The sequence below is a fragment of the Priestia megaterium genome (genome assembly GCF_041941685.1).
GTDB classification, from domain to species: Bacteria; Bacillota; Bacilli; order Bacillales; family Bacillaceae_H; genus Priestia; species Priestia megaterium_C.
This window is the reverse complement of the sequence record NZ_CP130966.1, coordinates 23,864-43,815: the sequence shown is the minus strand read 5'-3', so window position 1 is coordinate 43,815 and position 19,952 is coordinate 23,864. Positions and strand designations below refer to the sequence as shown.

The 19,952-nt window shown below is 35.0% G+C and carries 22 protein-coding genes and 2 pseudogenes; 10 read left to right on the top strand and 14 right to left on the bottom strand.

Going from position 1 to position 19,952, the window contains the following annotated elements:
• Nucleotides 1–196 precede the first annotated feature (196 nt).
• On the top strand, nt 197–361 hold the full coding sequence (locus Q5794_RS31050; protein WP_374989594.1) for a Spo0E family sporulation regulatory protein-aspartic acid phosphatase: 165 nt from the start codon (nt 197–199) through the stop codon (nt 359–361).
• Between the two features lie 193 nt (nt 362–554).
• Here Q5794_RS31050 and Q5794_RS31045 read toward each other — a convergent pair.
• Nucleotides 555–1,564 (bottom strand): annotated as a pseudogene (locus Q5794_RS31045) (NADP-dependent oxidoreductase).
• 117 nt (nt 1,565–1,681) lie between these two features.
• On the opposite strand from Q5794_RS31045, the gene Q5794_RS31040 reads away from it, so the two are divergent.
• On the top strand, nt 1,682–2,269 hold the full coding sequence (locus Q5794_RS31040; protein WP_374989593.1) for a TetR/AcrR family transcriptional regulator: 588 nt from the start codon (nt 1,682–1,684) through the stop codon (nt 2,267–2,269).
• Between the two features lie 121 nt (nt 2,270–2,390).
• Here the strand turns inward: Q5794_RS31040 and Q5794_RS31035 are convergent, their stop codons facing one another.
• Together Q5794_RS31035 and Q5794_RS31030 are read right to left on the bottom strand one after the other, a co-directional pair.
• Nucleotides 2,391–3,722 carry a DUF4179 domain-containing protein gene (locus Q5794_RS31035; protein ID WP_374989592.1) on the bottom strand — a complete coding sequence of 444 codons (1,332 nt, stop codon included), beginning with the start codon at nt 3,720–3,722 and terminating at the stop codon, nt 2,391–2,393.
• Nucleotides 3,712–3,921, bottom strand: a complete 210-nt coding sequence (locus Q5794_RS31030; protein ID WP_374989648.1) for an RNA polymerase sigma factor — start codon at nt 3,919–3,921, stop codon at nt 3,712–3,714. Before Q5794_RS31030 ends, Q5794_RS31035 begins: the two co-directional genes overlap by 11 nt.
• Nucleotides 3,922–4,310: 389 nt before the next feature.
• On the opposite strand from Q5794_RS31030, the gene Q5794_RS31025 reads away from it, so the two are divergent.
• The 4 genes from Q5794_RS31025 (at nt 4,311) to spxA (ending at nt 6,974) form a co-directional block, all read left to right on the top strand.
• Nucleotides 4,311–4,586 (top strand): GlsB/YeaQ/YmgE family stress response membrane protein, encoded by a 276-nt coding sequence (locus tag Q5794_RS31025; protein WP_374989591.1) that lies wholly within the window; start codon nt 4,311–4,313, stop codon nt 4,584–4,586.
• Between the two features lie 30 nt (nt 4,587–4,616).
• The gene (locus Q5794_RS31020; RefSeq protein WP_255286116.1) at nt 4,617–4,742 is read left to right on the top strand and encodes a hypothetical protein; all 126 of its coding nucleotides are present in this window, start codon (nt 4,617–4,619) and stop codon (nt 4,740–4,742) included.
• 379 nt (nt 4,743–5,121) lie between these two features.
• On the top strand, nt 5,122–5,601 hold the full coding sequence (locus Q5794_RS31015; RefSeq protein ID WP_374989590.1) for a site-2 protease family protein: 480 nt from the start codon (nt 5,122–5,124) through the stop codon (nt 5,599–5,601).
• Between the two features lie 971 nt (nt 5,602–6,572).
• Complete coding sequence (gene spxA, locus Q5794_RS31010; RefSeq protein WP_374989589.1) at nt 6,573–6,974, top strand: transcriptional regulator SpxA; 402 nt, start codon at nt 6,573–6,575, stop codon at nt 6,972–6,974.
• Nucleotides 6,975–7,151: 177 nt separating this feature from the next.
• Here the strand turns inward: spxA and Q5794_RS31005 are convergent, their stop codons facing one another.
• The 6 genes and pseudogenes from Q5794_RS31005 to Q5794_RS30980 form a co-directional block, all read right to left on the bottom strand.
• Entirely contained in the window at nt 7,152–7,328 is a 177-nt protein-coding gene (locus Q5794_RS31005; protein WP_374989588.1) for a hypothetical protein, read from the bottom strand.
• A 224-nt stretch (nt 7,329–7,552) separates the two neighbouring features.
• Nucleotides 7,553–7,921, bottom strand: coding sequence for an SAVED domain-containing protein (locus tag Q5794_RS31000; protein WP_374989647.1), 369 nt, complete (start codon nt 7,919–7,921; stop codon nt 7,553–7,555).
• Between the two features lie 41 nt (nt 7,922–7,962).
• Nucleotides 7,963–8,613 (bottom strand): hypothetical protein, encoded by a 651-nt coding sequence (locus Q5794_RS30995; protein ID WP_374989587.1) that lies wholly within the window; start codon nt 8,611–8,613, stop codon nt 7,963–7,965.
• A gap of 326 nt (nt 8,614–8,939) precedes the next feature.
• Nucleotides 8,940–9,128: a spore coat protein gene (locus tag Q5794_RS30990; RefSeq protein WP_374989586.1), complete on the bottom strand. Its 189-nt coding sequence runs from the start codon at nt 9,126–9,128 to the stop codon at nt 8,940–8,942.
• 17 nt (nt 9,129–9,145) lie between these two features.
• Nucleotides 9,146–9,343 (bottom strand): spore coat protein, encoded by a 198-nt coding sequence (locus tag Q5794_RS30985; RefSeq protein WP_374989585.1) that lies wholly within the window; start codon nt 9,341–9,343, stop codon nt 9,146–9,148.
• A 97-nt stretch (nt 9,344–9,440) separates the two neighbouring features.
• Nucleotides 9,441–9,569 (bottom strand): annotated as a pseudogene (locus tag Q5794_RS30980) (stress-induced protein, KGG, repeat-containing protein); the annotation flags it as partial.
• Nucleotides 9,570–9,745: 176 nt separating this feature from the next.
• Between Q5794_RS30980 and Q5794_RS30975 the strand changes: the two are divergent.
• Nucleotides 9,746–10,645, top strand: coding sequence for a YsnF/AvaK domain-containing protein (locus Q5794_RS30975; RefSeq protein ID WP_374989645.1), 900 nt, complete (start codon nt 9,746–9,748; stop codon nt 10,643–10,645).
• Nucleotides 10,646–10,773: 128 nt separating this feature from the next.
• Here Q5794_RS30975 and Q5794_RS30970 read toward each other — a convergent pair whose 3' ends face one another.
• The 4 genes from Q5794_RS30970 to Q5794_RS30955 form a co-directional block, all read right to left on the bottom strand.
• On the bottom strand, nt 10,774–11,064 hold the full coding sequence (locus tag Q5794_RS30970) for a YolD-like family protein (protein WP_374989644.1): 291 nt from the start codon (nt 11,062–11,064) through the stop codon (nt 10,774–10,776).
• Nucleotides 11,065–11,572: 508 nt separating this feature from the next.
• On the bottom strand, nt 11,573–11,746 hold the full coding sequence (locus Q5794_RS30965; protein ID WP_374989643.1) for a hypothetical protein: 174 nt from the start codon (nt 11,744–11,746) through the stop codon (nt 11,573–11,575).
• Between the two features lie 190 nt (nt 11,747–11,936).
• Nucleotides 11,937–13,172: a beta-ketoacyl-ACP synthase II gene (fabF, locus tag Q5794_RS30960; RefSeq protein ID WP_374989642.1), complete on the bottom strand. Its 1,236-nt coding sequence runs from the start codon at nt 13,170–13,172 to the stop codon at nt 11,937–11,939.
• A gap of 655 nt (nt 13,173–13,827) precedes the next feature.
• Nucleotides 13,828–14,418, bottom strand: a complete 591-nt coding sequence (locus Q5794_RS30955; protein WP_374989641.1) for a recombinase family protein — start codon at nt 14,416–14,418, stop codon at nt 13,828–13,830.
• 670 nt (nt 14,419–15,088) lie between these two features.
• Here Q5794_RS30955 and Q5794_RS30950 point away from each other — a divergent pair.
• Nucleotides 15,089–15,559: a DinB family protein gene (locus tag Q5794_RS30950; RefSeq protein ID WP_374989640.1), complete on the top strand. Its 471-nt coding sequence runs from the start codon at nt 15,089–15,091 to the stop codon at nt 15,557–15,559.
• A gap of 376 nt (nt 15,560–15,935) precedes the next feature.
• Here Q5794_RS30950 and Q5794_RS30945 read toward each other — a convergent pair whose 3' ends face one another.
• Nucleotides 15,936–16,922 carry a DUF3231 family protein gene (locus Q5794_RS30945; RefSeq protein ID WP_374989639.1) on the bottom strand — a complete coding sequence of 329 codons (987 nt, stop codon included), beginning with the start codon at nt 16,920–16,922 and terminating at the stop codon, nt 15,936–15,938.
• A gap of 243 nt (nt 16,923–17,165) precedes the next feature.
• On the opposite strand from Q5794_RS30945, the gene Q5794_RS30940 reads away from it, so the two are divergent.
• Both Q5794_RS30940 and Q5794_RS30935 read left to right on the top strand, forming a co-directional pair.
• Nucleotides 17,166–17,294 carry a hypothetical protein gene (locus Q5794_RS30940; protein ID WP_374989638.1) on the top strand — a complete coding sequence of 43 codons (129 nt, stop codon included), beginning with the start codon at nt 17,166–17,168 and terminating at the stop codon, nt 17,292–17,294.
• Nucleotides 17,295–18,288: 994 nt separating this feature from the next.
• A complete protein-coding gene (locus Q5794_RS30935; RefSeq protein WP_374989637.1) occupies nt 18,289–19,308 on the top strand; it encodes a DUF3231 family protein in 1,020 nt (339 codons plus the stop codon).
• The last annotated feature ends 644 nt before the right edge of the window (nt 19,309–19,952 follow it).

Genomic DNA, 19,952 nt, shown 5'->3' with positions numbered 1-19,952 from the left:
AAATAAAATCATTAAATTTAATCATTTATTACATAGTACTTCACCGTTATAAAAATTATAATTTTCGCCTTCCCAAATCATCAATTTTTAATAGCACTCAAAATTGTAAAAATTTGAGTGTTGAAAAATAAATTATAAAAAGTTAATGTGAAATTTATCAATATTTAACATGGAAAATAATTAGGTGATTATGGGGATGAGAAATAAACATGTAACACAGGAAGTCCTATTAGAAGAAATAGAGCGTATTAGGGAAATTATGATATATACGGCTTTAAAAGAAGGGCTTGTAAGTGATAACACGGTAAAGGTAAGTCAAGAATTGGATATGAAGTTAAATGAATTAGAAGAAATTTATTAAAAAAAGCCCTTACTTCATAAATAAGGGCTTTTTTGCATGTGGTTTCTGGTAACCATGGTTATGTTAACTAGCTCTGTATATCGTATTAAGTTAGAAAATTTTTTCAAAGTTTATTCGCGGTCCTCGCTAGTGGAACTCCGCAAAGTTTTGCGATGTTCCACTAGGAGTGCGATAATCATTCGAGCTGTCGTCCTTACACAACCGTGAGCACGATCTTGCCTTGGATGTGCCCACGGGCGGCTCGTTCGTGCGCCTTGCGAGCATCGGCAAGTGGAAACGTGCTGTCGATGGCGACACGAACCGTCCCGGTATCGAGCAAGCGCCCTAATTCCACTAGCTGCGGGCCGTTTGAGCGCACTTGGGTCATCGATACCGTGACGTCCAGCTTTGCGGCCTCCTCGGCGTCCGAGAAGCCTATGAATACTGGGAACAAAGCGCCGCCACGCTTGAGCGTACGCAAGAAACGACCGGTTGTTGAACCGCCGAGGGTATCGAGGACGAGATCAACGTCATGGACGATTTCCTCGGGAGGGCTCTTGGTGTAGTCAATGAATTCGTCGGCACCGAGCTCGCGAAGGAACGACTCATGCTTGCCCGATGCCACCGCGATGACATGTGCCCCCTTCCATTTAGCCAGTTGCACTGCTAAATGCCCCACGCCCCCGCGGCACCATTGACGAGTACCGTCTTGCCGTTGAGTGGCAGCGGGCGATGCGACTCCGGTTGAAACGGATTCGCTTCATTGTGCCCCAACTCGATCAGGAACTGCCAGCCGGTGAGACCTGCCATCGGCGCCCCTGCGGCGTGCACATGATCGATGCCAGCAGGTTTGAGTGCAAGATCCGACGCTGGTGCGGTAACGTACTCGGCATAAGCAGCGCTCTCCCCCATGCTAGGAAAGCGAACCATGCCGAAAACTTCATCGCCGATGGAGAAGCCTTGCACATCCGTGGCTACCGCCTCGACGACGCCCGACATGTCCGAACCCAGAATTAAGGGAAAGGACACCGCCGGCTGCCACTCAGGAGGAAGATCTTTATACCCCTCGCGCAGGTACCAGTCGGGGGGGTTGATGCCAACCGCGTGAACGCGGACAAGTACTTCCCCCGGTTTCAGTTCGGGAAACGGGGCCTCCTCGTAACGCAGTACCTCAGGGCCGCCGAATTCGTGTTGCCGAATCGCCTTCATTGTGTTTGTAGACATCGCTTTCTCCTTTCACACACATGTGTTATCCTTATTAGAGCAGTGCTCCACTTAAACGGAGCGCTGTTCCATTTATCATTATACGGAGCACTGTTCCGTTTGTCAAGGAGGAATCATATGCGAGCTGATGCGAAGAAAAACTATGAGCACATACTCGCAGTCGCGAGCGTCGTTGTAACCGAGCATGGCGTCGATGCATCGCTGCGCGATATCGCTCGCAGAGCTGGTGTGGGGCTCGGCACACTGTATCGTCATTTCCCGACGAGAGAGGCGCTGCTGGAAGCTTTGCTCCGCGCAAGCTTCGACGAGTTTACGACAAAGGCACGTGAGCTCGAAACTGCGAGTTCATCCGATGATGCACTTGTGTCGTGGCTACGCGACGTCGTTGCATTCACAGGAAATTATCAAGGTGTTGTGGACGCGATGATGGCAGCCAAGGAGGACCCGGAGTCTGCACTCCACGCTTCATGCGTCACGATGCGTACGGCAGGCACGCGACTTCTCACTCGCGCTCAAGCCGAGGGTCTGGCGCGTACCGACATGGATGGTGATGACCTGTTTTCGCTAGCTGCTGCGCTTGCGTGGCTCAGCAACCAGCCTTCGTCCGCGCCACGAGCTGATCATCTCTTCACTATTATCGCGAGCGCGATCTTGACGAATCGAGCGAGCAGCGATTTCAGGGCCAGCTGCACAACTGATGATTAAAAACAAGCCAGATTTTCCTTAGCGTACGTTTTCCGCGTTTTATTGGTGGTACCCCTTGAAATAGTGAACAATAAAAAGCTAAGTTTCTTAATCCTAGGAATAAGAAACTTAGCTTTATCTTTTATTTAGATACTTTAACAACTGTACCATTTACATTGATTGCTTTGATTTTCGATAAATCTAATGGAGAAGAAGGTAGAAATTTAGCTTTAACACTGTTATTGTTACTAAAGTTTTGCAATGGGTCGAGTGATTGACTGCTTCCATTTTTCATTTTCACACTCACTTTTATGTTATCAGTATCTTTAAATTGGCCTTTTCCGTATAGTGTTACACCTAGTGATGAAAGAGTCATTTTAGTTGCTTTCCAACTGCCAAAGTCTTCATTAAAGCTCAGACTCATTTCATTTTCTACAGAATGCAGTTTAAATGTAGTGCTCCAATCACCCTTTGTAAAATTACCGTTAGATACAAGGTCTCCCATTAATTTTAACTTACTAAAATCTTCATTATTTGCATTAAAAATATATTCCACATAGTTATTTCCGTAAACGGTTTTCCCCGATTTATCTACGCCATAATAGACGTTAGAAGCAGCATTTATCTTCTTTCCGGAAGGATCAACTAAATAAAAATCTCCGTGGCTATCTATATCTTCATCGGACCACTTTGTTTGAACGTGAAGTTGACCATCCACAAATCCAATATTTGATACATGCATAAATTTTATTTTTGGCAGAGAAAGAGTGGTTTCATTAGGCTTTAAGATTTCTATACTTTCTCCCTTGTCGAGTTGGTCAGTAATTTCCCCACCTCCTCCGGATGTACTATCCGTGCTAAGAGAAATTGTCTCTACTCTTTTATTCTTTAACTCTGACAGATCAGTATCTATCTTGATTCCTTCATGCTTATGCTTTTGGCTAAGGAAAGAGCTTATTCGCAAATTGATTTTTTTATGATTAAAGTTTGTGCCTCCGTTTGCTTGAATTCGTAATGTGGCTGTATTTGTATCTTTATTGTAATCAACAATTTGGCTATTAAACATATGCCCTTCAGTTAGTGTGTAATCATAAAGATCTAGCGTTTTATCTAGGCGGTTACCGGTTAAATCTTGCATCGTAACATAAATAACAGCCATTTCGTCATCATTCATGGCACCTACAACTTTCATTTTTATTCCTTTATCTTCACTAGTGGTCTCAATAGGTTGAAGAAACAAGGCAATGTCGGGACTAACAAGAGATAGTAAGTGGTTGAAGCTTGGAAATGTCGCTGCGCCGACACCTGCGGAACCCATAAGGAATAAAGCTGCAGCAGCCGGAAATACAATTGCTTTTTTAAACGTTCTTCTTGGTTGCTCTGATTTAGCCTTTTCTACACCGAGTTTGGCTCTCATATGTAATTCTTTTGGAATTTCAATTTGTTCAAGTTCTTGTTTTAGTTTATTCTTCATAAATACCAACGCCTTTCACTTGTTTACGAAGTTTAGCTAAAGCACGATATAAAATAGATTTGGCCGTGCCTAAAGGAATGGTCAACGTCTCAGCTATTTCCCTAAAAGAATAGCCTTCATAAAATTGTAAAATAACGACACTTTTTTCATCTTCATTTAATTCTTCCACTAATTGGTGAAGGGATAATGTAAGGGGAATATCTTCTTGTATTAACGCGGTAGTGATACTGAACTAGATACTAATTAGATAATGAAGTTAAGATTCTTTAGATACTATGTAGCTACTGCGGTAAGCTTGCCTGTCCACTCAAAAAATAACAAAGATCCCTTACTGCAGTAAGAGATCGGTAGATGATTGTGTAAGAGGTGCTTGACTTATAGATGCTAGGGGTTGTCCTAATGGTTTATTCTTTTTATGAAGTAGACGAGACATTGGAAGTTGTCCAAAAGAATAAAAATAGAGCGCAAGCAAAGCTATATGATCTTATTACATAAGGAGAAAAAATTATTGAGGAAAAAAATAACAGGATTAATGGATTTTAGTCGAGGGTAAAGCCAACTAACTATTTTAAAAGGAGAGAATGATTTATGGGAATTATATGGATGCTAATTGTAGGTGGAATTATCGGCTGGCTCGCTGGTTTACTTACAGGACGTGACGTTCCTGGAGGCATTATTGGTAATATTATCGCCGGTTTTATTGGGTCTTGGTTAGGTAGTCTGATCTTGGGAAGTTGGGGACCAGTCATTGGCGGTTTTGCAATCATCCCAGCCATTATTGGGGCAATCATTTTGGTGTTAATTGTAAGCTTTGTTCTAAGAAAAATGGGCCAAAAAAAGAATCATGGTCATCATGCAAAATAAATTGAAAAACATAAATTGGAGGGACTAAAGATGAGAGAAGAAAGTAAGTCTGTGTTAGATGGTTTTGTTGAAGATAATCAATTCGAATTAGATTCTTACCTTACTTATTTATTCGATCAACTTAATCATGAGAGCGAAATTCCGTCAGAAGCTTAATGAGAAGCCAGATATTTTGTTATAAAGAAAAAGACAAAAAAATAATAAATCAGAATGTAGGATAAGCGACCTTAGTAACTTTGTTTACGCTACATAGGGTCGTTTATTGTTATGGAGAATGTTTAAAAATAAAGTGAAGATATTCTTCTTTATAGGCCATGCTCAAAGATTATTGATCACTTTCACTACTGCTTTGTTAAAACCGATTGGTCCTATCCTTTGATTGAAGCCTTTTCAGAGTGTCAAACGGAGGATTGCATATATGATTAAAAAAGGCAGACCCTCTGCTGGAAAAATTCTGTCCACTATCAAAAAGGATTTACATATCTTAATAAGCTAGCCATTTATTAAATCATTTCATAATAAAGGAGGTGGAAGTGTGTTTGGATTCAATGATATGCCTAAATTTTTGTTTTCTTTCTTACTTGTACTACCACTTGTATCTCTTGTTCACCAATTAGGTCATTCTATCATGGCAATCTTTTTCGGAGGGAAAGTGGATTTTACCATTGGAAAAGGAAAAACGATTTTTAAATGGAGGAAAATTAAAATAAAATCTGTTTACTTTTTAGATTCTTTTTGTGTATATGAAAAACTAAAATACGATAACCGATTCACCCATGCTTGTGTCTATGCTGGAGGTGCCATTGCTAATTTAGCTTCTATTTTCCTTATAAATGGTTTAGTTATATCCGATATCCTTTCAGCAAGCCTCTTTTCTTACCAGTTTGTCTATTTTTCTGTTTATTATATTGTCTTCTCGCTGCTGCCTATTAAATTTACAGAAACAACTTCAAGCGATGGACGTGCTATTTATGATGCATTGAGATATGGAAAAATAACATGTAACCCTGATTAATAAAGCTGGAATAATGATGTGAAGCGCTGGGTTTGCGAAGCTACATGGGATTCCTTTTTACGTAATAAATTAGATGATAAAGATAAAATTACTTTAAATAATATGGTTAATTCAGCAATTAGTGTTGATGTTGATAAATAATTGATATCAAAAAACCTTCTACTCCTGTCAGGTAGAAGGTCATTTGTGTGATTGAAATGTCATTGTATACCCTGTTAGAAAGGTAACACATTTATTCATTGCCAATAAAATCATAATTTAAACAGATTACATAGGAAAACCCTCTATCCTATAGATAGAAGGCAAGATAGAAACATACTATAAACAAAGGTAGATGACTTAGATAACTTTACATTTATTTTTATACCCAAAAGGAAAGAACTTAAACAAATAAAAAACCCTTCTACTCATAGAGAGTAGAAGGTCACATGGATCACATACTGTTAAAAAAAAGTTAGTTGATTATAGATTTTAACCGAAAAAATAAAATTCAAACATCTTACATAAAAAATATCAATATGTAAAATACATTGTATTTCTTCTGATGCTAGAGGTTGGGCTATTGGCCTTTATTTTTCATGAGATAGTCGAAAAACCAAAGAATTTCCCGCCAACTGAATATATTAAGTTAGAGTCACCATTGAAAGACGTTTGTATAAAATATTGGTTATGAATGGCTATTCTATACGAACACAAGTAAAATGTGATCTATATCAAATTGGCCTTGTCATAGGTAGGCTTGCGATTGAATGCGATGGAAAAGAGTATCATTCTTTAAGAGCGCAAAAAGCATATGAACAAACTATGTTATAATAGTGGTGGGAATAATACGTGAATTATCTAATGTGTTCAACGCAGCAAAAAGCCATTTGTAGTATGCAAGTGGCTTTTACTTATTAGAAATCTATATACTTTTATTTACATTGATTAATTAAAGATAGAAAAAAATGCATATAGACGAGGTGTAAAAAATGATTAATCTATATACGACAACAAGCTGTGTTTCTTGCCGAAAAGCAAAGGCTTGGCTTGAGGAACATCAAATTGATTATATTGAGAGAAATCTATCGTATGAACCTATTACAGAAGATGAAATTAAAAATATTCTTAGTATGACAGAAAAGGGTACAGATGAAATTATTTCTACAAGATCAAAGATCCCTCAAAAGTTAAATATAGAGATAGATGCACTGTCGTTACAGGGTCTGTATGATTTGATAAAGAGCCATCCTATTATACTTAAACGACCTATTATTATACAAGATCGTAAAATACTGCAAATCGGATATAAAGAAGAAGAGATAAGAGCTTTTATTCCTCGGAAACTTCGTACTTTCACGATGACAGAACAGGCAGTAGTAGGTGGTCATTAGAGGGTAATAGAAGAGCGATCAACGGATGCCTTAACTTCTAAAGTAGATTGTAATAAAAGGCACCGGCAGTGTAGTAAGGTATATATTTCAGATTCTAAAAATGAGTAAACCAACTACATCTACATAAAAAGGAGAAGGGTAAAAAACCTTCTCCTTTTACTATATAATCCTTTATACTTAGATACTCTTCTTCATGCCGCATTCCCGACATTCGCGTAAAAAAACGCCACCTTTTACAGAACTTTTGAAGTAAGATGAATTGCAGTTGTCGCATCTGCCACTGAGCTTATCTGGATATTCAGCGTAGTCATATACTTTATCAAGATCTATTTCTTGCTGCTGTTTCTCTTCCATGTTGGTCACTCTTTTCTAATTGACTTTTATTAGATTACCACAAAAATTGAAGGTGGAATTATTTTATGTAAAACGAACATCAATTAGTTCACTTAACTTCATTTTGTTTTTTAATTCAAATACTTCATCGTTCGATGAAATATTATAGCTTTTCCCGATTATTGCATCTTTATAAAAAATGAATAAAAAGCCACCATGGAGGTGACTTATGTATGATTGATATTTTAGATTTCTATATATGTTCCTTTACGATTTCCATTTAGGACAATTCCCCATGGATATGAAAGGTTATTTTGTCGCATGTAATGATAGCATGTAATTTCTACCATTTGCTGATCGTTCATTAGTTTTCCTACTTCAAAAGCTAAACAACTTTGACCGGAATATACGAGATGAACCTTTTTTAAACTACTAAAATCATTTGGAATATTTATTAAAAGCTGATAAATAGTTTGAGTATACGTTTCAAGTTGATCCGTGTATTTAATTATATTATCATTGGGCTGGCTAACAGCTAAATGAATGATTGGACATGAAAATTGGTTTAGATCAGCATCCAAAATTTGTTGTGTTAAGCTGATGGCTATAACAATTTCTTCTGCAGAATTATTAGGATTTATTGGTGTAATGGTTTCTAGGGTGGGATAAGTTTTTCTTTTTTTCTACAAGGTGTAAGAGCATAATAAGTTTGATTAAATTTATCATATTCAAAATATTTATTGATATTTTCTCTTTCGAATAATTTTCCAGATAAAAAGATAAATGGGATAGGAGCTATTCCCGTGTACGCTCTGCTTTTATCTTTACTTTCTACTTTGAATACGGACATTTTTTCACTAATTATTTCTTGAATTTCTTTAGAAACAGTATCATTTATGCCTTTACGAAATAATCTTGTAAAATCTATTTCTCTTTCTTTAAATTCAAAAGAACTTAAGTTTAAATCTTGATGATGTTGTTCAATTCTTTTATCGAAATAACCATTAATATTCAAAATATAAAGACGATTTTTTATGTAGAAATAAAAAGCAACACCTAAAAGGAAAAGAACTAAGCCGACACCAAGTTGAACATAATTAGTTTCTACTTTCGTGTGATTCAAATAGGCAAAAAGTTTATCATCTAACATTCCGAAAGAAAAAATCATCATTTCTATACCTACAGTTATAAGAAGATCGGATAAGGCCTCTTCCCTTCTTCTTTGATTAAAATGTTTTATAAAGAATATTACTCCTAAAACTAGAACAATAGCTGCTATGACAAGGAAAATTGTACTTAAAGTCATATAAAAACCCCTCTCTAAAAATATGCAAAGATTGTAATATTATTGATTTTGGAAAATAAAGTCGTTTAACTTTATTTTTCTTCTTCAAGATATACAAAAATAGGACATAAAATATTTTTTATGTTATTTTATGGGAACATCTATTTTTTTCTTGCCACACATACACCACGTTTGACAATATAGCATTCTACATACTTATTTCCAAGTAATGTGGAGGGTATGCGTTAACCTTTCGCTAAATCTAACGCTTTATCGACCTTTTTTAAATCATGATTTACTTGCTCTTCAATATCATAGGCATGATACATTTCATTATCAATCATATATTAAGCGATCTTTTCACGAAGCTCAACAATTTCATCTAATTGCTTTTTTAATACTTTGCGAACTTCTGGTGTTGCCGTTTCTGTAAGCGATGCCGTATATGTTCGTACACCATTCTTGGCTGATAATAATAAATCTGTTGCAATAGCAAGATCATCTAATGTTTTAGTAAGAGTACTTTTAGTAGCCATTCTTCGATCCCTCCTATTTATTGAGCTTTCTTTAAATTTTTTTGTAATTCATCAATCGCTTTAGTAGATGTTTGGACGTCTTCTTCAAGAATCTTTTTTAATTTCTCATCCCCTACCAACTCCAACATCGCTGTGCCTTTCGTTACACACGAAGTTTTAAGCGTTAAGATTTCATGAACTTCTAGCGTTTCGTGCATGGCTAATTTTTTTGTCATGTCTCGATTCCTCCTTGTCATATTATGTGTTTCAGAACCTTATGTGTCTAAATAAGTATCTAGACAGGCTACCTTTTTAGATTTTTTAATTGTTAGAATTTTTATTGGTAGCTTTTTCGCCTTTTTCTCCAATCTCCTGGAAAAATTCTTTATCGTGATTTTTAGAAGTAGTTTCTCCACCTTTTCGTCCAGCCTCTTTTCTACTCATTTTTTCATTCTTTACCATGTTTGTTTCCTCCTGATGATTTTTTGACTTGTGAACTATATTCCTAACTTATTTCCATTTAAACAATGATTGTCTAATTGTTTAAATGTTTTAGAAAAAGATATCGGGGTATCACAAGTAGCATAAATAAATTTATTTATATAAAACATTTACTATACTAAGAGGAGGAACTACTCATGACAAAAAATGTGATAGGCACGTATGACAATGAAGAAGCTATTGTAACAGCTATTCAAAACTTAAAAATACAAGGATTTCAAGAGAAGGATCTTTCTCTGGTAACCAGCAAGGATATCGATAAAGAGGACTATTCGGAATTAGAAAGCAAAGAGGGAATTGATGTAAAGAAGATTGAAACAACAGAACAAAATCATCAAGATGAGTCGATTATGGATAAAATTAAACATATGTTTTCACCAGATTACCATAAAGAACCTCATAGAGATAAAGCAAGAGTAGAAAAGCGTTTAATTAACTTAGGTATCCCCCTTACAGAAGCAGGGTCTTATGCAGATGATCTGCAAAAAGGAAAAGTATTATTGTTAGCAAGAGCTAATAGAGAGACAAAAACAAATCCGTTCCTAGAAAAGAGAGAGGATTCTCCTTTTGCGAAGGGTGACTCCGTTTATGATAAATCATTATATGGGGAACATCGTGAGCGTGAACAGAACGTTCCAAAAAGTGCAGAAGAACATATTGAGCTAAAAGAAGAACAATTACATGTAGATAAAGAACGAGTCCAATCAGGAGAAGTTCAGGTCGATAAGGAAGTACTTCAAAAAGAGGAAACCGTCAATATTCCTGTCGAGCATGAGGAAGTGTATGTAGAACGTCGTCCTGTATCTGATAAAAGAACCAACGCACAGATTAGAGAAGACGACGAGACGGTTCGTATCCCTCTTGAAGAAGAAAAAGTTACTGTATCAAAAGAACCAGTGGTAACAGAAGAAGTAGTTGTAGGTAAACGAAGAAAAGAAAAGAATGAAAAAGTATCAGAGACTTTAAAGAAGGAAGAAGTAAATATTAAAAATCAAGAGACTCCTCTCACATCAAATCACGAAAAGTTAAATAAATAGGATGTAAAAAAGGAAGAAAAAAATTTAAATTTTAGAGCAAACTAAGGGGATAGGAACCTCAATTCCTACTATTCTTCATGTATGAGGTTCTAAGGAAAAAGCTACTTCTAAGGGTAGCTTTTTTCTTTTCAAACAAAACGAGCATCAATTAGCTCACTTAACCTCATTTTATTTTTCAATTCGAATACTTCATCGATAAAAATAAAGAGATCCCCCAGGGAATCAACAAATTGGATGAATCCTGTTTCGGTTATACGTTGCCCGTTCTTATAATATGTAAGGTATACTTGTTTATTGGTATGTAAGGCTTCAATCAAGGTGAAATTGATTTGTTCCATTTGCTCTTCTGTTAAAAGAGGTTGAGGTACTTCTACTTGCTTGTTTATGACTTCCTGTAATCCTATGTATTGCTCTGGCATACTGGCGAATGGGTACTTCTAAGGCTAGTTTAATGGGGGCAAATACTTCTGATTCCTTACATGTTAATTCAGCTACACATTATATAATTAATCAAAATAATGACATATACCAGTGTGCCAATAAAAAAGAAACAACAAATATGATTATACAAGCCCTTAATCAGTTATTTTTACCGAAGCTTACAAACCTTCACTTTCGTTTACCATACCTATCTTCTCCTAGCAGTATTCTGGACCATGCATTTGTCCTCTGTTTCCGCATTTCCTCATGCAACCGACAGACTCGTTACCAAGCATGCCGTTTCGGATGGAGATCATCCCCGCGTCTAGATGAGTAGCCCTAGCTACACTGTAAGAAAGCGACTTCTTGTCGCACTATAATCACTCTTTTAGGAACACACATCAAAAAAGAACCCTTGTCGCAGAACGGTTCTGGAGATGGTACGATATATGCTTTATATATTCTTAGTTACCGTAACAGAAATTATTAGTGGAATAAGCACTTGAATTAATTCAAGTGCTTTACAAATAGAACATTATCTTGACCTTGTTCAACTTCAAATCCCATTTTAGTATGATAAGCAACTGAGGCTTTGTTAACAAGAGAGATCATACAACGAACAATACTACGGCCATTTAGTTTAATTACATCAAAAAAATTGGTTATATAACTGTCTTCCAATGCCTTTCCCCCTATATTTAGAGTGAATGCCAACAAAGTTGTTTTTAAGACGATAAAGTGAAATAAAATTGATCCATTAGGTCATCTTGTAATACCCCCTAATGTTAAAGGACAATCATTCAAATATTAAGATAGTTAAACGTTAAGATAATGCTTAACCTATCAATTAATTCTCTTACTATCGTTTTATTTATACCGACAACTTTTTAAATAGCAACACGGCATTATGTCCGCCGAAACCAAAACCATTAGAAATTGCGTAGTTTACCTTTGTCTTAGCTGCATAATTTGGCGTATAATCTAAATCACAATCCTCATCTCGCGTTTCATAATTAATAGTAGGAGGAACTATATCTTCCATAATACTTTTGAGGGTTATAATAGCCTCGATCCCACCAGCTGCCCCAAAAAGATGTCCAGTCATTGATTTCGTGGAACTTACCTTTAAGTTATAAGCATGATCACCAAAAACACTTTTAATCGCTTTGGTCTCTGATTTATCTCCTTCAGGGGTGCTTGTCCCATGAGCATTTATATAGTCCACATCAGTGGATTTTACATTTCCCATATCTAAAGCCAATCTCATTGCATTTGCGGCTCCGGTATAATCAGGGGAAGTTATATGATAGGCATCTGTTGTCGAACCATATCCTACAATTTCTCCTAAAATTGTTGCTCCTCGTTTTCTTGCGTGTTCATACTCTTCCAGGAATAAAATACCTGCTCCTTCCGACATGACAAAACCATCACGACCTCTGTCAAATGGACGACTTGCCTTTTCTGGTAAATCATTAAAAGTGGACATTGCTCTCATTCTAGAGAACCCAGCAAAAGCCAATGGATTAATGGGAGCTTCAGCCCCTCCTGCTAGTATGCCATCGGAATATCCGTGTCGAATATTTAAAAAAGCCTCACCAATCGCTTGATTTCCTGTTGCACAAGCAGAAACAGGAGAAAAGCTAGGCCCCTTAAAACCAGTTCTTATAGAAATAATTCCTGACGCCATATTACTAATCATCATAGGAACCATAAATGGAGAAACCTTTCTTGATCCTCTTTCAATGAAAGCTTTATGATTATCTAATGTAGTATTAATTCCTCCAACACCAGAACCAATATAAACCCCCAATCGCTCCTTATTCAAACTTGGTAAATCTAGATTCGCCTGGTCTAGAGCTTGTTGAGCAGCAGCAACAGCATATTGTACGAATAAGTCATATTTCCCTAATTCTTTTTTATCGAGATATTGCTCTCCATCAAAGTCGGTAATATAACCTGCAATTTGGGTGCTAATATTATTAAAGTCATCAGACTTAATTTTTTTGATACCTGACTTACCTTCTTTAATACTTTCCCAGAACGCTTGAACCGTATTTCCTAACGGTGAAACGACTCCATATCCTGTGATTACAACTCTTCGTTCCATCAAAAACACTCCTCTAACCTTCTTTTTTACATACTATTTTAAAAAATCTTTAAGTTGTTTTAATATTTTACAAAAGAAATCATCTCTTAATACACGCTTATATTGTAATCAACCTTTGATGCATGTTTTATCTCAGAAATTTTTACGCTTGGATCATACTTTTTCACACTATGTCGGCTTTCGATCAGTTCAGTTAATGTGCTGTATATAGTTACATTGTTCAATTTTGTCACTCCTAATAAAGTAGTATGTTACTTTAAACAAATGGATACTTTCAGAACTCAATTTCTACTTACAAGTTACAAGTATTGCTATCATTTCCTCCGCAAAGAGTTTTGTATCTACTCCTACGTTGTTAATATTGTTTTCTCTGAAAATAATGGTTATGGCTTTCCCTCTGTATCCATCGCTTCGAACATTGCTTTTGTAAGATTTTCTACAAGTTCGTATTCTTCTTAGGGTAGTGATTAAAATCCAATTATTCCCACATTGAAAGTGGGTGATAGTCAAATTGTTTTATCATTTACCGTTTGTTTTAAGCTTAAAACCCTATTTTATAGTGACCATCCACTATATTACAACTAAATAGTTAATCCTCTTTACTTTAATCGACTATAGATAGCTGTTTATGTAGTGAAAAATAAAATTCTTTCTATTATTCTCCCGGAGTCACCGCATTTTTTATATTTTGATATTCTCTCCACCGACGATAAAAAGTAGCTTCACTTATATTGGTGATTTTACAGATTTCCTTTACAGGCTTATTAGTGGTTTCATGTAGTTCGATGGCATGCCTTACTCCATCATGCTTTAACGTAAATTTCGGTTTCTTCCCTTTATAAATACCTTTTCTTTTGGCAACGGTAATTCCAGCTTGTTGCTTTTCTTTAATCATTGTTCGATCAAGCTCACTAAATGCTGACATAACCGTTAAGATAAATTTGCCTGAAGGTGTTCGTGTATCGATACCTAAATTTAAAATCACTAAATGAATGCCGCGTGCTTCTAATTCTTCAATAAGTTCTAATAATTGTTTCGTGTTTCTTCCTAGACGATCCATTCTTGTCACCATCAACGTGTCACCTTTTACTAATTGATGAAGCAATTGTGTTAATTCTTCTTTTTGATGGTGAATACCAGATACTTTTTCTTGAACAATTCGATCGACGGTTGCCTCTCTCAATTGTTCAATCTGCGAATCTAAATGTTGATCAAAAGCTGAAACACGTGCATACCCAAAAATCATAAAAAACCTCCTCAAAATCAATAATCAAAAGACAAGTCTATATGATAGTTAAATTATACAGTAAAATCAACCCTCTCCTCAACTATCATTTAGGTATACCCTATTGATTGTAATTCAAGAACAACTCATCTCTTCTTGTAACAAAAGTAATCATTTTTGTTACAAGAGGATTATAAATAGAGAACTTTTTATTTAATAACGGAGTTATGGAGCATTATTTAATAATAGAAACATGCTCTATGCATCGATTAAAGAGTTATGATTAACTTACTTTAGTAAAAAATAATTTAATAATTGCTTAAATTGTAGAAAAAGTTAATATTTGTCGTCATATAGTGTAAATATTAAAACTAATATAATAAATGAAATAAGTTGATATTTACTCATTAAAATATTATGTTTTATAAACTTATCTTATTGTATAGATACAAAATGGTTATCCTTGCATATAAAGAACTTGTACTAAAAGAACAAGTAAAAAAAGAAGAAGAATTTAATCCTTTAGAAATAGAAAAAGGCAATCTATTAATAAAGTATAAACGACAAGAATAGATAAGTGATGTTAACTAGGTACGAATATTTTGAAGCACTAGAGGTACCTTAATTATATTCTTCTCCCTCTATAGATGGTATAATATGGATGATTGTATCAGTGAAAGGGGAGAAAGAGATGAACAAACTTGTATTCACGCAATTTGAAATCGGAAGAGAGTACTTTCTCAAAATCATAGAGGCTGTTTCTGAGGATCAAACTGATGTGCAGCCAGATGGTTTTAACAACACAATTCATTGGCATACAGGTCACGTTTTGACAGTTACTGAACAAACTATGTTTGGTTTTCCTCATGCAACAACCCATCTTCCAGCAAACTATATGGAATTGTTCGGAAATGGTACGAAACCAGCCGATTGGACGGGGGATGTACCTACTATGGAGGAGCTTATGATACAGCTAAAAGACCAATTGGCTCGTATTCAGCAAATTCCTGCTGAACAGTTAAACAATACCTTAGAAAAGCCATTTCTGGGATGTAAAACCTTTGGAGAGCTTGCGGGTGTTACACTGATGCATGAAGCAACTCATATGGGACAGATTCAGGCAATGAAGCGAATAATTGAACATATGGGTGTAAAAAATTGAATTTGACAAAATGATATAACAAAGTTATCCGCACGTATAGCCATTTTCTCCTTTTCTTTATGTTAAAAAGAGAGGGTGGGGTTCACGTTATTATCTTGTATTAGAGAGGCTTTATAAGATGTCTTCTTCAACTACTGGCTAGTCCCAGTAGTTTTTTCTTTTTAAGATGAATGTAATATATATTTTCAGTTGACATAATGTCTTTTTTCTGAACCCCTTAAAAAAGAGAGCCCCCTCACTTTTTTTGAGGGGGCTCTCTTGCCGGTTGGCACTCATACAAACACGTTTGTTTGAGTGCCAAGAGGGTCTTCATATAAAGACATTGTCAATTCCTTAATGCCTCCCAGCACGCCTACCATTGACAACTGTATAGTCCCTACTTTGAAGATAAGTCTTCTCTATCCGCAGCTTCGGGTGGTGTTTCCATCCATCCGTTTTCTATCATGATATCGGCTGCATCATTAACAAATCCTGATATATCTTTTAAAAAAATTGCATACATTAGAGCTAAATCGCGTCTTCCGTTTACAGCTACTGAATTTCCAAAATTTCTTACTCTCATCGAAAACATATCCATTTTATGAAATACCATTAATTTATCAGAAAAAGGAGGAGATGTTGAAGTTGTTACTAAATGATCAATTAATTCCGGAGAAGGCAAGTTATCATCGTGAAGTTTTTTTATATAACCTTCAATCGCTTTATAAGTAATTTCTTCTCCTTTTATAAATAGCTCTCGAATCTTTTTCGTTTTGGTAACTTGACTAAACGCCATTACTAAGGCTTTGCTTGCCAAGTTAGTCTCTAGATTATCGTATAAATGGGCAATTTCTAATGCATGTAAAGGTCGAACATCTCCAATAAAACCTTTTAAATAATTTTTGTGTGCTATATTTACTTTTTGTGGCGTCGGAATAATAGGCGATTTAATAACCAATCCTTTATTTATTGAAATATCTTTGATCTGTTCCCCCAATTTTATAGTCGATTCCATACAATGAAGGGAAAAATTCCTTATATCCTCTCTATACATTAACGGTATTCCTACACTGTAAAGACTAAGTCCTACTTTAGTTACATACCTTAAATAATGTACATAGAACTCGTCTTCAAATAATCTTGGGGCATCAAGATTCACATCTTCTTTTGTAAAACCATGTGGAATAGGAAAGTTCTCTTTTATAAAAATGTCTTTTATGGTTTTCTGAAATTCTTTACTTAAGCTTAGTGCATTTTCCAATAATTTTTTTATATCTTGGTCTTCAACATGTTGAAGAAAGTAACTTAGAATACATGTAGACATGCTGTTACCCATATATGTAGCCCAAAGTTTACCCATTTCTGCAGATGTTAATTTTTCCATGTATAATCTCCTGTATCCATTTTTTCTTAGATTTACCCTATTGAATAATATATATTCTTTTAATCCATAGAGATTCGAAAATTTGTTAAGTAACGTAAGATTTGAATGGATAGAAAATAACAAACACGAAACAAATAATAAATATAATGATTAAGCTTTTCATTACTATTTTGGAGTTAGTATAGTTTCATGGACACCATTTAATTAAGTCCTTACAATTATTTTTGAGAGGATGTGTCCGAAATGGAACGTAAACGTGCAGGCAAAAAATACAATGATGAGTTTAAGAAAACCATTGTGGATTTATATCATGCGGGAAACTCGGTTAAAGATTTAAGCAGCGAATTCAAAAGTAATTGTATTAGAAAATAAAAGATTTAAGTAATCATCGAAAGGAAGTCCCAGACTAGTCAGGGGCTTTTTTTGACTAAACACGTGTTAATGTCATTACAAGTGTGACTTCGATATTCGAATGGTCTCCATATCTACATTAGAGTGCAATTTCTAGAAATGTTTATTTCACAGAGTATATAAAATAGAGAGTTTGTATCGCTAAAAACAAGTCTGTAAAAGTATAGTTTATAGTCATTGTACACGCCTTTCTAGTTATATAATTGTATCTAATTCACTAATGTTATCTAAATAAATCCATTTAATTGATTATATTTCCATGCTTAATAGTCGACATTTATTTGATAAAATAATTTTTGACAAACCCTATATGCATTATCTGATATTTATACTTTGGGATTTTTTATGAAAGCTCACTTAAAAGGCATGCGTATTAATACGTATGCCTTTTAAGATTTTTTATTTTTATTAAACACAATTTATTATAAGTAAGTTTACGTAATGTAATTTATCGGAAATAATGTGCAAAGGAGACCTTCTTTTGAAAGTCTCCTTAATGTTGATTTTATCTAATATGATTAGCAGATGGATCAAATATTCAGCTAGCACCAGAATACTGATAAGTAAAATTGTTGTCCCTACTAATAATAGTCCGTTACTTATGACCTTGCTCTTTCGTTTGCTAGAAAATAGTCCCCATAAGATAAAAATGATTGCAATAAATATTAATATAACTCCTAACCCTATATTCAAGATCTCTTCGCCTCCTGGAATATAATAACATAAGAGCTTATTTCCAGTTAACATAAAACGTATTTTAGGAAATAAAACAGAAAGGGCTTCAAATAGGTATGAGGCCTTTATATTTATATAAAGAAAAGCTTAATTCATTAGCATATTTTCATAATAGCTTCCTTTCATTTAGGGTTTTATTCCTACTTATCCTAATCTTTATTCATAGGAAAAAATTTATTGGAGAAACTAATACAAATTATTAGAGTATGGAGGAAGTTAAGTGAAAGAGAAAAAACAGATTAGGCTAACCTCAGCAGAAATCGCTCAATTGTGGGCTCAATACTTAAGTGACAGTGCTAGTCAGTGTATATTACTTTATTTTTTAGAAAAAGTAGAAGATGAGGAGATCAAACCTATCATTGAATATGCTGCACAATTATCTAGTAGACATATACAAGAAATAGCTAACATACTGACTGAAGAGAAACATACACTTCCCCAAGGATTTAAGGTCGAAGATGATGTTAATTTAACGGCACCCAGACTTTATTCAGATACATATGTATTACAATTCATTCATCAAATGTCCAAGGTTGGTCTGACAGGCTATGCGGCTAGTTTATCTTCAACAGTAAGAAAAGATATTACAGATTATTACAAGACGTGCCTAATAGATACCATGACCTTATTTGAAATGTCCAAGGATACATTATTAACAAAAGGGATATATGTCAGATCTCCTTATTTTCCTAATTTAGATCATGCTGATTTTGTTGACAAGCAAAGCTTTATGTGGGATTTTTTTGGAGAAAAAAGACCTCTTACAGCAATAGAAGTAAGTAATCTTTATACTAACGCGCAAAGAAATGCGTTAGGTATTGCTACTCTAATGGGTTTTAGTCAAGTAGCCAAATCAAAGGATGTTACACAATTCTTTATTAAGGGCATTGAAATTGCTAAAAAACATGTTCAATTGTTTAGTGAAAAATTAGCAGAGAGTGATATTCCTGTCGCTGTATCATGGGCTGCAGAGGTAACAAATGTGACAAGTCATGTCTTCTCAGAAAAATTAATGATGTATTATGTTGCAACCTTAAATGCGTTAGGTATAGGTTACTATGGTACTGGTATAGCTCAAAGTCCTAGAATCGATTTAGGGGTCATGTATAACAAAATGTCCGTGAAAGTACAGATGTATGCAGAAGATGGAGCCAATATCATGATTGAAAACAAATGGCTAGAACAGCCTCCATTAGCTTCTGATAGAAAAGAGCTTGCAAATAAGAATAATCAATCCTAAATTTGAACAAACTATTCAAGACGCCGTGAGGCATCTACAACTAACTTTCTTCTTTAACAGAAAAAAACCTACCTTCTCCCTAACTCTAAGGTGGGTTTTTTCTGTTTTTTAAGCTGTATATGGTATGCATTTGTAGTTAACATAATGTCTCTTTCCGGTACACATCAAAAAAGAGAACCCTTCTCGCATAAGGGTTCTCATAAGGCTACGATTTCTGCTTTATGCAGCTTTTTATACATCCTTGATATGACTACGTTTTCTCTTCAGGTGATTGAAGGAAAGATGTATAAAAAGGCTACCTTTTATACATATGTTCTTACGGTAAAATGTAGTCTTTATGGAAAAAATATGCTATAATTTGTTTGCAGCTATCTTTTCGATATTTGTTAAACGTTTGAACCCTGTGAAAAAGCTACCTCGCGTCCACTGCCGAGGTAGCTTTTTATTTTGCTTACCTTTTGGCTAAACAAATTATAACCTAGTACTACATTTTAGATATGTACATGTATATATTTAACTTTTATTAACTATTAAAAACAGCTATGATCAACCACACATGTAAGAAAAGCCCTTAATTAATTTAGAGGACTTTTCTCCTATTTGTCGTCATCAAGAGTAAAACTTATACTAATTATTTTTATGAG